Here is a 13634-nt window from a genome sequence, read left to right as displayed (position 1 = left end):
ATCAAACAGTTGGGTCAAGAGATCCTTTGACCCATCTAACTCGGCGAATGCCGAGAGACTATTATATATTAAGGAGGAATTTCGTATGGTTGCTATTAAACAGCAATTAGTATCTCAAGACATTATCAATAAGCGGTCTTACGGCACCGGCAATCCATGCAACTATATCACAATACATGAGACAGCTAACGAAAACAAAGGAGCGGATGCTCAAGTTCATGCAAATTTGCAGTCTAACCTGAATCCGCGCAATGCATCCTGGCAGTATCAGGTCGATGACAGGGAGGTTATACAATCCTTCCCCGATCATATAAAGTGCTGGGCGGCGGGTGATGGAAATGGACCGGGAAACACTCAGTCTATTCACATTGAGATCTGTGTAAACGAAGATGGGAATTTTAAAAAGGCTGTTGGAAACGCAGCTGAGCTGGTGAAGGTGTTGATGGCGAGACATCATATCCCCATAAGCAATGTCGTGCAGCATAATAAATGGAGCGGCAAAGATTGTCCCCATTTTTTACGTAATGGGAAAAAAGGAGTCAGTTGGGGCGATTTTATTGGGATGGTAAAAGCCGGAGCAAGTGCGGCCAAGCCAGCATCAAAGCCCGCCAGCAAGCCTTCTGCTGAGTACAAAGGATACAGCATCGTCGACTACCTCAACAGCATTGGTGTGGATTCGAGCTTTGCCCACCGTGCAAAACTGGCTGAACAGCACGGGATCCGTAATTACAAGGGCACAGCAGCCCAAAACCTGGAATTGCTCAATACATTAAGGTCCGGGAAACCAGCAACAGCTGCAGTAAAACCGAAGGGCGACATGAAAACGAACTCTATCGTTGACTATCTCAAGTCGATTGGCGTTGACTCATCTTTCGCTAACCGGAAAAAACTTGCTGCCAAACACGGGATTAAAAATTATACCGGTACAGCAGCCCAAAATTTGCAGTTGTTGAAAAAGTTGAGAGGTTAAATAAAAACAATCACATTTTATATTAAAGGAAGGGATTTTTATTTTAGTAGAAAAATCCTCGTTTTCATCAGACTGTTTGTCCAATCCATTTCGACCACCTCTAATATATTATTAATAAGGCGGCCGACTTTAATAGATATAAAGGAGGTGTAGTCTGTATGTTCTGTTTTGAAGATGACTTTGTTGGCGGTGAAAGAGACAGACGAAGAAGGCGCGTCAGATTAATCTGTAGATGTAGGGAAATCGGTGATTGGGATGATTGCCGCCATCACCGCGACCGTGACCGCGAGAGATTCATTTGCCGTTGTAGAGAAATTAACGACTAAATCCAAAAAAAGCCCGGCGCTGACGCTGACCGGGCTTTTTTCGAACTTGCGCGCTTATACTGACTTTCCAAATATAACTAATTTGGCCGATAGGATGGGTAATGGTGTGTTTACATATTTTCAACATATGAGTCTCTCGTACAACTCATCTGAAATTCCGGATAGGTGTTTGAGCATTTATGAGAAAATAAGAGCATTCTGAAGAAAGCTTAACTTTATAGAGGAAGGTGATGTTACTATCTCCTCATCAAATAAGGCGCTAGCGTCTTTTAACAAGAAACCTTTGCCTGTGTCCATTGTGGCAATTAGGGATTACGTCGATCATCTTTTATTTTTTATATTTGAAGCAAAGAGTTAACGGTTTTTGCAAAATAAATTTTTTTCTCATTGAGTAATAATTTGCCGATATAAATTCCACATCTCTTTTCTTCTCTCTTCATATTTTTTATCATCATATAAACTTTGTTCTACAAGCAAGCCATCAATCAATGTGAAAAATAGAGAAATCATTAGTTCTGTATCTTTTCTTTTAATCCAACCTTCATTTCTGCCAATTTGGAAAAGTTCCGTAAGTTGTATAGATATTTCCCTTTCAAGCTCTGTAAAGCCCTCCCTAAGATTTTGCACAATATCAGTTGTTGGATGCATTAATATTTCCTTTAAAGCAATCACCCAAAAAACAATATTATTAGCATCCGTGTAATAAAAAAATAAATTTTTAAATACTTCTTCAATTGATTTATTTCGAAGTGATAAAACGTGTTTCATCAATCCCTCTCGATCCTTTATTCTTAAATCTTTTAGAAGGGAAATAAACAGTTGTTCTTTAGAATCAAAGTGGGAATAAATTGAAGGTGTTTTTATTCCAACTGTTTGGGCAATATCTTTAAGCGTAGTTCCCTCATAACCATATTTTGAAATGTAATGTAATGCGGCTTTCTTTATTTCAAATTCAGTGTTCGAATTCCTCTTATTAGATGTTTTTTTCATTATGTATCCCCCCTCGAAATTATTCCAGTCCTTTTATTATAAATGGAATGAAGTTATCTAACAAACATTAGTTAATCTTGAAGTACGAAAGCAAGAGCTGGGTTCTAAATACAAAAAGGGCTTTAAGCTTTGATATTATTCGGTTTGCGTAAACTAAAATGCCCAAAGAAAAGAGCGTATTTGAGGTGAAATTTACCATAAGACTATCAATTATTAAAGCAAACTTTAATTTAATTATGCATCAATCTTTCGGTGTTCCGGAAAGCCGCCCGTATTATGATGAGTAAAGTGCAATCGATAGATTTCATCTGGGCCCTTCATTCTACTTTTATAGTTTCAAGTGGCATCCATTATTACAGGAATTTACCTAACGAACCACAATTTGGTTTCAACAAATTCACCTTCGTAATTTGAAATGATAGCTTTGCAGTTGAACATAAAATAAAATTATATACTGTTACTATTGGTTTTTAAAGGGAATGTAGAAAATTTAAAAACAATTTGCATTTTATTTTTTTACGTGATAATATGAAAACAATCAAATTTTGCCTAACTAATGATAGGTAGGCAATACTCGAATTTTTTGATTGGCTTTTAGATGATTTAGATGAGTAAATTGTAAGTGCTGTCAAGAATAATTCTTTATATCTGGCCGAGGAGGTGGGACAGTTTTAGATTTATATTTAAACTTATTTCCGCTGGAATAATTGGCAGAAACTCAACATTGATTTTAAAGTTAATTAAAAAGTGAAGTAAAAACATTTTCCATTGTAATTTTTGAGTATCAATTAGGAGGGGATTTTATGAGCATTGCAAAAAAAAATCTTTTTGAAATTTCAGACGAACAAATTGAAAATGAGTATATTGTAAGTGACCTGACAAAGTTTCATCATTTGTTAACGATTGGTATTGGTATATTGCCATTTGTAATCGCTTCAATTTGGTATTCCATTACTTATTAAAAATATAGATCTAGTAAATTGTTAACAAAAGGGGGAGAACATTATAAAAAAGGATTTCTCTGCGAGCGTATTCCCAATCCCATCCTCCGCCAGACATGCCGGACCGATAACCATGTTCTGGCTGTATGCTGGAGGTAACATTATATTAGCTTCATTTGTACTAGGAAGCACCTATTCAGAATCGTTAGGATTTATCCCGGCGGTCATCATGACTATTGTTGGAAATTTAGCTGCATATACGATTTGTGCATGGTCCGCTCAAAAAAATGTAAAATATGGTATCGATGAAATCATCTCTCATAGACCTGCATTTGGATATTATGGCTCAGTATTCGGAGTCTTTTTAATTTTAGCTATTACGATTGGTTGGACAGGAATTTTATCTTCGCTGATGGGATCTGCTGGAGAATTGTCTGTTGAAATTTTAACAGGTGCAAGCGGTTTTGCAGGAGAGTATTATGCTTACGCTATAGTAGGTGGAATTATAATTCCCATAATTTTATTGCTTATTGATCCAAAAATAGGATTTAAACTTTCAAACATTACTGTACCTGTAATGTTGGCTTTTAGCATTTATATGTTAATAAAGCTATTGAGTGCTCACAATCTTGCAGCGCTGTTAAGCTTTGAAGCAACTAGAGAGACGAGTTGGATATTTGCATTTGAGGCCATATTTGCATACGCAGTTGTATGGCTCCAATATATAGGTTCTTGGAATCGGATGGCCAAAAGTGAAAAAAGTGGTTTTTGGGGAACGTATATTGGATTGGCATTAGCGGGGATGTTACTTGGAGTTGTAGGTGGAATGGCTACAATATTAACAGGTGAGGTAGATCCAACGCAATGGATGATTGAACTTGATTTAAGCATTGTAGCATTTATTAGTATTATTGCTGGTACAATTACAACGATTACCATTTTAATATATTCAGGAGCAATGTCTGTATTGACTGTATTTCCAAATTTGAATTTTAGAATTGTCACAATTTTCATTTCATTGCCAGCATTACCATTTATTTTCATCGGTTCACTGCGCGATGCTTTTGATTTCATTTTAATCTTTGGAGCTATGTTAGCAGGGCCATATTGGGCGATTATATTAATTGACTATTTCTTCTTAAGAAAACAAAAAATAAATATAAGAGCTTGTTTTGACAAAGAAGGACCTTATAAGTATGTTAAGGGATTTAATCCTGTTGCCATTTTTTCCCAAGTAGTGGGGATGATTGTTTGGCTATTCTTGGGCGGATGGATGACAGGGTTCAAATTTATAACTAGTTCTTTTGGAATGACTTTGTTTAATGCACTTGGAGCTACATTACCTTCAATAATCGTGTCAGCACTCGTTTATTACGGATTAACAAAGTTCTTTCTGAAAAAATATAATTACGGAGATTATCGTTATTCTCAAAAAAATATTGGAGGGGTATTCAATGAAAACGAATGATACTTGGAGCTCAGTTTTACACAAAGGACCTGCCACATTTTTAAATAGTCCAGTGATGGAACCAGATGCACAGCAAATAAAAGAGGAAGGGGTTAAAGCGGCGATACTTGGGGTGCCATATGATGGAACGACCATTACCCGTACAGGTTCTACAATGGGTCCAAGAAAAGTACGCGAAGTCTCTTCAATGGTCATTCCTTATCATTTTGATTATGATATAAACATTTTTGAAAAATATAATCCTAGAGATGTTGGGGACGTTAATGTAAAAATTAATGATGCATTCACTACACTGGAGAGTGGGAAAAAGGATGTATTGGAGATTCTAAAAGGAGGGGCACTTCCTGTTCTTGTAGGGGGAGATCACGTAATAACGATTGCTTCAACAAGAGCATTAAATGAACTTGATCCTACCAAAAAATACGGATTTATCATATTTGATTCACACTTAGATACAGCAGAAGATGTAGGCGGCGACCCATGGAACCATTGTTGCCCAGTACCGAGAACGATGGAACTTGATTGTTTTGATCCAAAAAAAGCTGTTATTATTGGTGCCGGTGGTCCAATGAACCCTAAAGCTGAACTGGACTATGTGAAAGAACAAGGTATTTCTTTATATACTATGAGAGATATTTATAAAAAAGGTATTCAACAAGTGATAGAAGAAGCTATGAAAATTGTCTCAGATGGAACAGATGGTGTTTATATTTCATTTGATATGGATTCATTGGATGCTTCACAAACACCTGGAACATGTGCACCAACACCAGGTGGAATCTTGGTTCGTGAAATGATACAAGCTATAGATATGTTGGGTGAGTTAAATATCGTTGGATTTGACGTAGTTGAAATTGCTCCCCCTTATGATCATGCGGATATTACAGCAATCACAGCCATACGTTTTATTGCGGACATGCTTGCTTCACGGGCTCGTTACCTTAAGTAATTAGCTGCTGTATTGGACCTGTTAAAATAAGAGAAAGCCCCTTCAAAGCGATTGAAGGGGCTTAATATTAGGATTTTTAACTATTGAGTACTTCTTTAAACAGGCTTATGGACAATAACAAATAGGTTTAGGAAGTTATAAAATTTATTAGGAGGAAGATCTGTGAAAGAAATAAATGTGTTTGTTGCCCAGTTAACCCCAAAATTAGGTGATAAACAATATAACTATGAACGTATAGCTGAGACGGTCGTGAAAGCGAGGGAAGAACGGGCTCAGATAGTCATATTTCCCGAGCTTTTTCTTTCGGGTTATTCAGTCGGTAAAAATTTAAGCGAAATGTCTGAAACGATTGATGGCCCTTATATGACGAAGGTTCGAAATTTATGCAAACAACAAGGAATTTATGTAGTATTGGGATTTCCGGAAGATGGTCAAGACGGAAATTATTATATTTCTTCTGCACTTATTGATGATCAAGGCAAAGTTTTAGGGGTATATCGAAAAATGCATTTGTTTGATGCAGAAAAAAATTATTTTCAACCGGGATCTACTTTCGAAGTTATTGAGACTCCTCTTGGATCCATTGGATTGATGATTTGTTTTGATGTGGAATTTCCTGAAATTGCACGAGCATTGAAATTGTTGGGAGCAGATTTAATCGTCATTATAAATGCAAATATGCATCCGTATGAAATGCACCATCACATTTTTGCGCGAAGCAGAGCGATGGAAAATGAAATCCCGGTTATTATTTGTAATCGTCTTGGTAAAGAAGGAGAACTTGATTTCTGTGGAGATAGCATGGTCATTGATGCAGCCGGAAAAATTCTTTTAGCTCTGAAAGATAAAGAACAAGCTCAAGCGGTGACATTACCAGTTGAGCAAGAACTTGATTCGAAGATGAGTTACACAACAAATAGACGGAGCAACCTTTACGGTATACTTAGTAAATAATTAATAGCCATATGATGAATCATTTTTTATAAATATGAAAGATAAGAATTTTGCGGTTGTAGCCAAACGTGAAAATCCTAATCGTAATCTTGTAAAGAAATGGCAACTCTGCCGCTAACAAGATAATATGAGCCCGTGTTTTTAAATGAAGAGGAGTATGAGTACTTCGATCTCTATTTTCCAAGGATTTTACGCTGTTTTTCACTTAAGTAAATCGTTGCCCTCTTACCTCTAATTGGAATGATATTACAAGGATAACATTGGGGTGGGAGGGTATTTCAACCATTTTGCACTAGTAGTATCATGGTTTAGTATTTCAAAATATTCCTCAAACAAAGCTTTCCTTTAATAGATATTTATCAATCCATTATTAGGTTTAGAATGTCTTTTGTTTAATTGTTTAGCTATTTGTGTTCCAACATCTAAAAAATTTAGAGCTGTTGCAACACTTGCTCAAACTGCAACTGCTACCTTCTCACTCTCCATGCTTTTAGTATGCTAGTTACTGTCCTTGTAAAGATTCTTTGAGCCGCATTCTAAAAAAGCCCGGCACTGACCGGGCATAATTCCTTTTAATTGCTGCAGATTCCTCTGCAACCATTTGTCTGCATTCACTGAATTGCACATCATATGCTTTTAATGTTCCTCACAATCACTATCATTTTGTATAAAATAAGATGAAAGGGAGGAGGGGAAACGCGATTTATGCATTTATATTTTGGGCATCTTTAATCGTTTCAACAATATCGGTAATGCTTTCATTACTCGTGTTTTCATGGCAGTTTATGTTGGTAAGTATTTTATTATCACTGCCTTATGTACTGTATTTATCAGCAACTCCTAAATTTTCTTGGTTTTTTCTTTATCCTATCATTTTATTAGTCATATCAATTCTATTATTTTTTACCAATAGAAAAAAGCAAAAGAGAAAAATGAAAGGGAAGATTAATAACGACTGGTGGTAAGTGTAAAATTGCAATCAAAAAGTTTGAAAAATTCAATGAATCCAAACTCCAAAATGCTTAATGTTATGTCAGTCAAATAGACGACGTTAAAACTAGTGCGAGTATAATTGCTGACTTTCAAATGATAAAACCCCTTTCAAAAGAGAAGGGTTTTTTCTTGCCGGCGAATTTTTTAATTCTTGTTGTTTATTGATGTTCCAATGACCAGTGCAACATGGCTTAAATAACAGATCACATTTCCTGCGGGCGCCCAGTAAACGTCCAACGAAAAGGTTTAGCAAGTGTTTAGTGAGAATTCGGAATAATGACTAAAGAATCCATAGATCTTAGGGAGTTCAAGAATGTTACTGCCTATGATGGTTTCGCGCTCAACAACATTTTCTACTCGAAGGGCTTGTCAATTTAACTGTTTGTGCTATAATGAGTCCAATTACTACATCTGTAGTTTTAAAAAACTAAAGATGTAGTAATTATACCTGTGGAGAAGAAGGGAAAGCCTGTGCATAGTTGAGTTAAACGTAGAAAACGGAATGGCTGGTTTATTGGATTTGTAGAGAAAGATGACCGTACCCATTATTTTGCGATTAATATTCAAAATAAAAATGGACAGGCCGACGGACGAAAAGCTGCAGAAATTGCCCGTCAAATCCTACGAAACAAACATATTTATTAAAAGCAAAGCAATCCCGAAAAGGTTGTTCTCCTTTTTGGGTATTTTCCGCGTTAAATACTACATATGTAGTTTTAATAATGTCGGATCGATACCTTCATTTTAGATTGTAGTAAACGAACACAGAATAATCAATTTCAACAAGCCACCCAATGACTCTTTTTTATCGCCTTCTTGCTCTTTTGTCTTCTGATCGTGCGGCGGGGCTTTCTTGATACCGGATCTGTAGTTTCAAATGCCACTTAGGTTATTGCCTTTTTGTTATTTTTCATAAAGAACACAGCTTGCTCTAGTTGTTGGATTTTAAAGGAGGTGAGGACGACCGCATGTTTAGGAACTTGAAGAGAAGCGCAAAATGGCTGAAATGAATGGTGGAGAAAAAGTATGGAGCATATTGGACGACCAATGAATCGGATCGAATCTGAACCCGGCACCAGGTTTGCGATTAAACAACAAAGGAGGTTCTTTGATGAAGAAGTATGTGATTGCGATGGTCCTTTTGCTGTCCGTTATGCCGTTTGTATTAGGAACCGGAACAGTGGCAGGAGCAGAGAAGGAGAAAGCCAAGGAATTGGATGCCAAGGAGTTTTTTGATGGGAGAGAAGGTACAGCGGTGTTAAAAAATCTGAAAAACGGCAAAGTTTTTGCTTTCAACAGGGAGAGGGGCAAAAAAAGGTTTACTCCCGAATCAACGTTTAAAGTGCCAAATGCACTAATTGGACTGGAGACAAGTGCGGTAAGGGATGAATATGAGGTCAAACGATGGGATGGAGTCGTCCGGGATTTTGAAAGCTGGAACCGGGATCATTCATTGGCTTCAGCAATGAGAGAGTCAGCCATTTGGTATTACCAGGACATGGCAAAGGACATCGGAGAAATCCGGATGAAAGAGTATATCAGGAAGATGCATTATGGGAATGAGGATATAACCGGAGGAATAGACTCTTTTTGGCTGGGCAGTAGTCTGAAGATTTCTGCATATGAACAAGCAGCTTTTATTGAAAAACTGGTCAGAGAAGAACTTCCTTTTGCTGAAAAGCATCAAAAAACAGTAAAACGAATGATGATCCAGGATGAGCAGGATGAATACACCCTATACGGAAAAACAGGGACAAGGCTTTCGGATATGGGGTTAGGCTGGTATGTGGGTTTTGTAAAGTCAGAAAAAGATACGTGGGTATTTGCGGTGAATGTGAACAGTACAGGAACAGAAGCGAAAAATATTACACTCGATATTTTAAAGGAACAAAACATTATAAAAAAGAAATAGGTTTTCGTCTGTTGTTCCAATTAATATTGGACTAAACTAAAGGCAAGGGCAAGTAAAACCGTTCTTCGAGCGGAGACATCAGCATTTATAAAGCGACCATGGAGAAAAGTAAGCCTGTTATATTGAAATATAGGGGCCCTGAAACTTAATACTTTGTTCAGTACAAGAGCCATCTGTCAGTGAAAATCTTGCCCGTGCCACCGCATCGGGCTTGAAGGTACGCCCCGAGGCATCGACTAACAAAAGCCCAATTGGCTCCCTCAAGCTGAATGAGTACGTCCATCTCATTTTGGACAAAAAGGGCAATCCTGTCAGGGACAAGAATAAAAAATGGCATCAAATTAAAATGACAAACGGAGAAGTTGGCCGGGTCAGTTCTAGTACCTTGCCATTGAACTGAAGCAATGTGTTGCACGTCGAAAGGGAAGTTCAGCTATCATCTTTGCATTTAATCATTCGTGAAAAAGGCATGCCCTGAACGTACGGACGATGCGATTCCGACGATCGACGCATCTGTGACGGAAAGCGGAAGTTCGGGGTGGGCTTCCCCGGTGTCAAGTGGGAATCGCTGGGTGTTCTCTGCAATCCACTGATGAATATGTTCGTTAGGACGGACCATAGTCGTTCCTCCTTGTCGGTGTTATTACACGCTTTACTGAAGGGCAGCTCCTGAAAAGAGAGCCCTTCATGTTTATAAAATTCATTATTTCGGACAGGACACTCGTGACTTCAGTCATGAGAGGAATGGACGCTACAAAACGGTGCCGTCTTTAGACGGCATTAAGTTTTGTACCATTCCACTTTTCCTGCCCTCCCTCCTTGCTTTGTAGTAATATAATAAGAACAAGAGAAAACCGTTGGGCGACTGTTCGCTGAAGGCACTCTTTGTTCTTTGACAACTAAAGATATGAGGTTGGTTACAGGAATACGTTGTAACCGTAAAATCTTTAACGTAGGTGAAACCGTTTTGACGGTTACCACAGGAGCATGACTCTTGCGGTAGGGGCGAAGTCAACCGTCCTTATGTTCCACCATACTAAGGTAGGAGAGGATTGCTCGTTGGCACTACTGGGTAGGAACAAGTCTAAAAGGCTTGTACGAAGTGCAAGCACCGTCTGCTATGTAGACGGAGACAAGCTCGTGACTTCAGTCATGAGTTGTTGACTCAGGTGTAAAGAGGCATCACCGTCGCATTTACCATTCCTTTCAGTACATGATATTCTACGTTAACTTGTAAAGCCATTCCAAACTATTTTTTCGGCTATGGAGAGCCGAAAGGACGGATAGGCTGGCTTGGCCGCTTTGCCGATCACAATCAGCATAACGGGTATATAGCGTGAGGGGATGTTGAACGTTTCAGTCAATTGCTCAGCATCATAGCCGCCCATAGGCCCGGAATCCAGTCCCTTCGCTTTGGCAGCCAACATGAGCTGCATGGCAGCCAGCGACGCGTTACGGACGGCCTCATCCCTCGGCAAAGTGGGAAGGTTGGCGTAGGAAAATTTGATTTGAGCCAGTTGATCCGCTTTCACTTTTTCAGGCATATACGTATCTTGGTCATAAACGGCTTCGGCGTTAAGGTTAGCCTGAAGGTCCCCTAATACGGCTACCACCACGGAAGCCTCGGTTACTTGCTTTTGCCCATATGTGATGGGCAACAGTTTTTGTTTGGCCGCTGAATCCGTGATGACAAGAAACTTCCAGTGCTGAAGATTCCATGCAGAGGGAGCGCTGCTGGCGAGTTCCAGCAGCTCCACAATCTCTTTTTCGGTTACATTGAAAGTGGGATCGAAATGCCTAATGGAACGCCGCTCCTGGAAAATTTTGAATAAGCACGTTTGCAACATGGTTGACATTATCTACAACTCCTTGTTATCAGTTATTTTTGCCCTGGATTTACATATCTGGATACATGTAGCCTTACTTTACGGAACTTTTCTCTATCAAGATGATAAGTTCCCAATACACCTCCGATAATCAATACGGATCCGAACAGGTGATAGACGGTGATCCTTTCATCTAGAAGGAGGGCACCGGCAATGATAGAAACAACCGTAGACAAATTGCTGAAGACGCTTATTCTAGAGGCTTCTATTTTGGATAAAGCGTAATTTGTCAGCAGGGATGTAACAAGTGAGGAAAGAACTCCTAAATAGCCAATAGAAATAATGAACAAGCCATTCGTTAATGGCATCAAGAGGAGATTAAGGGTCCCTTCTGAAATGTGATTCATCAAAGATATACTGACAAAAACCGAAAAGCCAATCCCGGAAAGCAAATAACTAATTTCTATTGGGCGATAGATCTTTAATAAGGAGCGGGCCAGGACGTTATATCCGGCCACAGCAAAGCATGAGAATAAGAGCAGCAAGATACCGGTCATATTGTCTATATCAATACCGGCACCCTGTGAAATAAAAATAAAGACGACACCAAATCCGGAGAGAAAAATGGACAGTTTCTGCCAAATGGTTGTTGCTTCCTTGAGAAATAAGGAGGCAAGGATTAAGGTCATGACAGGGATGAAGGCAAAAAGAATCCCTCCCTCAGCGGAAGTGGCCCGTTCTAATCCAAAGGTTTGAAAAGAAAAGAAGCTAATTGGGTATAGGGCGGCCAGAAATAAGGTTTTATACAGTGGTTTACCGGTGAAATCAAGTTTGGAATTCAGCGGATCCCTTTGGAACTTCTTCCATTTTCCGAATAAGGAAGGGATGGATATGGCAGCAAAGGAAACAGCAAAACGATACATCAACGTATCCAGCGGCTGTGCATAATCCAGCGCTATTTTCGTAAACAAAAAGGAAAATCCAATAATGACTGCGTTCAACACCGCTGACAAATATGCGAGCCTAAGCTCCTTTTGAGTTCGTATGGTCCTCTCCCCCTTTTTTAACAAAAGGATTTTTATTCAGTGTATCTGTTGTTTAAAGCATATGGCAGGTTACAAAACACAGCAATCTTCATTTTGGTCAACTGTATCGGTACAGTGTTCACTTCTAAACGAAAAGGGGGCGGCATTGCCACTTGTGACAGTGTTGAGGCCTGCAAGGTTCGGTTGAGTGGGTTTGAACAAAGTTAGATGTTTAATTGATGGGAGCTCGGCGGTTAGTATATTTGCCGGAATGTTCCTTTATTCGCTTGAACGTTCTATGTGGTGGTTGTGTTTAAAGGAAGATAACAAGGAGGCGTCTTGGAGGAGGAGAGGATGAATAAATATATACGGATCCTTAGTGAACTGGAGCAAAAGATTACGGATGGTGTGTACAGCCCAGGACAGAAATTACCATCTGTCCGTCGTGCTGCGGAACAGTACAGCTGCAGTATTAGTACCGTTATACGTGCTTATACAGAACTGGAGAAACGACATTGCATTTATTCCATTCCCCAAAGCGGCTACTATGTGATCGGGGGGCAGGCGCACGAGGGAAAGCGGACGGAAGGACTGATCGACTTTACAGCTGCTTCGCCGGATATCAACGTCTTTCCTTACTTGGACTTCCAGCATTGCTTGAATAAAGCGATCGATACGTATAAACACCACCTCTTTTCCTATGGCGAATCACAAGGGCTGAAAAGGCTTCGTGAAACACTCGTGGACCATTTGGCTGAGGGTCAAGTCTTTGCAAAGCCCGAGCAAATCGTCATCACCTCGGGAGTGCAGCAAGCCTTGGAGATTTTGGCCAAGATGCCCTTTCCAAACGGGAAGTCGGTCATTTTGGTGGAACAGCCAAGCTACGACATCTACATGCGCTTTTTGGAAAGGGAGGAAATTCCTGTTTATGGAGTCACTCGTACCGCATCAGGAATTGATCTTCGGGAACTGGAGCACATATTCAAAAATGAGAATATCAAGTTTTTTTACACCATGACAAGGTATCAAAATCCGCTTGGCACCTCCTACAGCATTGGAGAGAGAAAAGCGATCGCCAAGATGGCTGATAAATATAACGTGTATATTGTCGAAGATGATTATATGGCCGATTTAGGGGAAGAACGAAGCTTTGACCCTGTTTTTTCCTATAACACGAACGGCTATGTAATTTATTTAAAAAGCTGGTTCAATAACAAAGTCTGGGTAAAATAATGTTCAAAATTCGACATAAAAAAGGAAAAATCCAAATCATCGTCGTA

The 13634-nt window shown here is 39.2% G+C and carries 11 protein-coding genes and 2 pseudogenes; 9 read left to right on the top strand and 4 right to left on the bottom strand.

Features of this window, described 5'->3' with window-relative positions:
• Positions 1 to 85: 85 nt before the first annotated feature.
• Positions 86 to 970 carry an N-acetylmuramoyl-L-alanine amidase gene (locus tag AB1L08_RS19175; RefSeq protein WP_413066243.1) on the top strand — a complete coding sequence of 295 codons (885 nt, stop codon included), beginning with the start codon at positions 86 to 88 and terminating at the stop codon, positions 968 to 970.
• A 158-nt stretch (positions 971 to 1128) separates the two neighbouring features.
• Positions 1129 to 1296, top strand: coding sequence for a hypothetical protein (locus AB1L08_RS19170; RefSeq protein ID WP_413066242.1), 168 nt, complete (start codon positions 1129 to 1131; stop codon positions 1294 to 1296).
• Positions 1297 to 1680: 384 nt separating this feature from the next.
• Here the strand turns inward: AB1L08_RS19170 and AB1L08_RS19165 are convergent, their stop codons facing one another.
• Entirely contained in the window at positions 1681 to 2286 is a 606-nt protein-coding gene (locus AB1L08_RS19165; RefSeq protein ID WP_413066241.1) for a TetR/AcrR family transcriptional regulator, read from the bottom strand.
• 803 nt (positions 2287 to 3089) lie between these two features.
• Here AB1L08_RS19165 and AB1L08_RS19160 point away from each other — a divergent pair.
• The 6 genes and pseudogenes from AB1L08_RS19160 to blaOXA all read left to right on the top strand — a co-directional run bounded on the left by AB1L08_RS19160 (position 3090) and on the right by blaOXA (position 9503).
• A complete protein-coding gene (locus tag AB1L08_RS19160; RefSeq protein ID WP_413066240.1) occupies positions 3090 to 3248 on the top strand; it encodes a hypothetical protein in 159 nt (52 codons plus the stop codon).
• A gap of 40 nt (positions 3249 to 3288) precedes the next feature.
• Positions 3289 to 4695: a purine-cytosine permease family protein gene (locus tag AB1L08_RS19155; RefSeq protein WP_413066244.1), complete on the top strand. Its 1407-nt coding sequence runs from the start codon at positions 3289 to 3291 to the stop codon at positions 4693 to 4695.
• Complete coding sequence (locus AB1L08_RS19150) at positions 4682 to 5644, top strand: agmatinase family protein (RefSeq protein ID WP_413066239.1); 963 nt, start codon at positions 4682 to 4684, stop codon at positions 5642 to 5644. The genes AB1L08_RS19155 and AB1L08_RS19150 overlap by 14 nt, the downstream gene beginning before the upstream one ends.
• A gap of 162 nt (positions 5645 to 5806) precedes the next feature.
• The gene (locus AB1L08_RS19145) at positions 5807 to 6598 is read left to right on the top strand and encodes a carbon-nitrogen hydrolase family protein (protein WP_413066238.1); all 792 of its coding nucleotides are present in this window, start codon (positions 5807 to 5809) and stop codon (positions 6596 to 6598) included.
• Between the two features lie 1500 nt (positions 6599 to 8098).
• Positions 8099 to 8236: pseudogene (locus AB1L08_RS19140) on the top strand (penicillin-binding transpeptidase domain-containing protein); the annotation flags it as partial.
• 466 nt (positions 8237 to 8702) lie between these two features.
• The gene (gene blaOXA, locus AB1L08_RS19135) at positions 8703 to 9503 is read left to right on the top strand and encodes a class D beta-lactamase (protein ID WP_413066237.1); all 801 of its coding nucleotides are present in this window, start codon (positions 8703 to 8705) and stop codon (positions 9501 to 9503) included.
• Positions 9504 to 9951: 448 nt separating this feature from the next.
• Here blaOXA and AB1L08_RS19130 read toward each other — a convergent pair whose 3' ends face one another.
• The 3 genes from AB1L08_RS19130 to AB1L08_RS19120 form a co-directional block, all read right to left on the bottom strand.
• A complete protein-coding gene (locus tag AB1L08_RS19130) occupies positions 9952 to 10122 on the bottom strand; it encodes a hypothetical protein (protein WP_413066236.1) in 171 nt (56 codons plus the stop codon).
• A 607-nt stretch (positions 10123 to 10729) separates the two neighbouring features.
• Positions 10730 to 11359: a nitroreductase family protein gene (locus AB1L08_RS19125; protein ID WP_413066235.1), complete on the bottom strand. Its 630-nt coding sequence runs from the start codon at positions 11357 to 11359 to the stop codon at positions 10730 to 10732.
• A gap of 23 nt (positions 11360 to 11382) precedes the next feature.
• Positions 11383 to 12342: a DMT family transporter gene (locus AB1L08_RS19120; protein WP_413066234.1), complete on the bottom strand. Its 960-nt coding sequence runs from the start codon at positions 12340 to 12342 to the stop codon at positions 11383 to 11385.
• Between the two features lie 366 nt (positions 12343 to 12708).
• Here AB1L08_RS19120 and AB1L08_RS19115 point away from each other — a divergent pair.
• Positions 12709 to 13560, top strand: a pseudogene (locus tag AB1L08_RS19115) (aminotransferase-like domain-containing protein); the annotation flags it as partial.
• Positions 13561 to 13634 lie beyond the last annotated feature (74 nt).

This window comes from Siminovitchia jepli (assembly GCF_047228825.1).
GTDB lineage: Bacteria > Bacillota > Bacilli > Bacillales > Bacillaceae_C > Siminovitchia.
This window is presented reverse-complemented; position numbering and strand designations above follow the sequence as displayed.

Bases quoted from the DNA above. Each gene is read 5' to 3' on its own strand.
- AB1L08_RS19175 (WP_413066243.1), top strand. From the start codon at position 86: ATGGTTGCTATTAAACAGCAATTAGTATCTCAAGACATTATCAATAAG.
- AB1L08_RS19170 (WP_413066242.1), top strand. From the start codon at position 1,129: ATGTTCTGTTTTGAAGATGACTTTGTTGGCGGTGAAAGAGACAGACGA.
- AB1L08_RS19165 (WP_413066241.1), bottom strand. From the start codon at position 2,286: ATGAAAAAAACATCTAATAAGAGGAATTCGAACACTGAATTTGAAATA.
- AB1L08_RS19160 (WP_413066240.1), top strand. From the start codon at position 3,090: ATGAGCATTGCAAAAAAAAATCTTTTTGAAATTTCAGACGAACAAATT.
- AB1L08_RS19150 (WP_413066239.1), top strand. From the start codon at position 4,682: ATGAAAACGAATGATACTTGGAGCTCAGTTTTACACAAAGGACCTGCC.
- blaOXA (WP_413066237.1), top strand. From the start codon at position 8,703: ATGAAGAAGTATGTGATTGCGATGGTCCTTTTGCTGTCCGTTATGCCG.
- AB1L08_RS19130 (WP_413066236.1), bottom strand. From the start codon at position 10,122: ATGGTCCGTCCTAACGAACATATTCATCAGTGGATTGCAGAGAACACC.
- AB1L08_RS19125 (WP_413066235.1), bottom strand. From the start codon at position 11,359: ATGTCAACCATGTTGCAAACGTGCTTATTCAAAATTTTCCAGGAGCGG.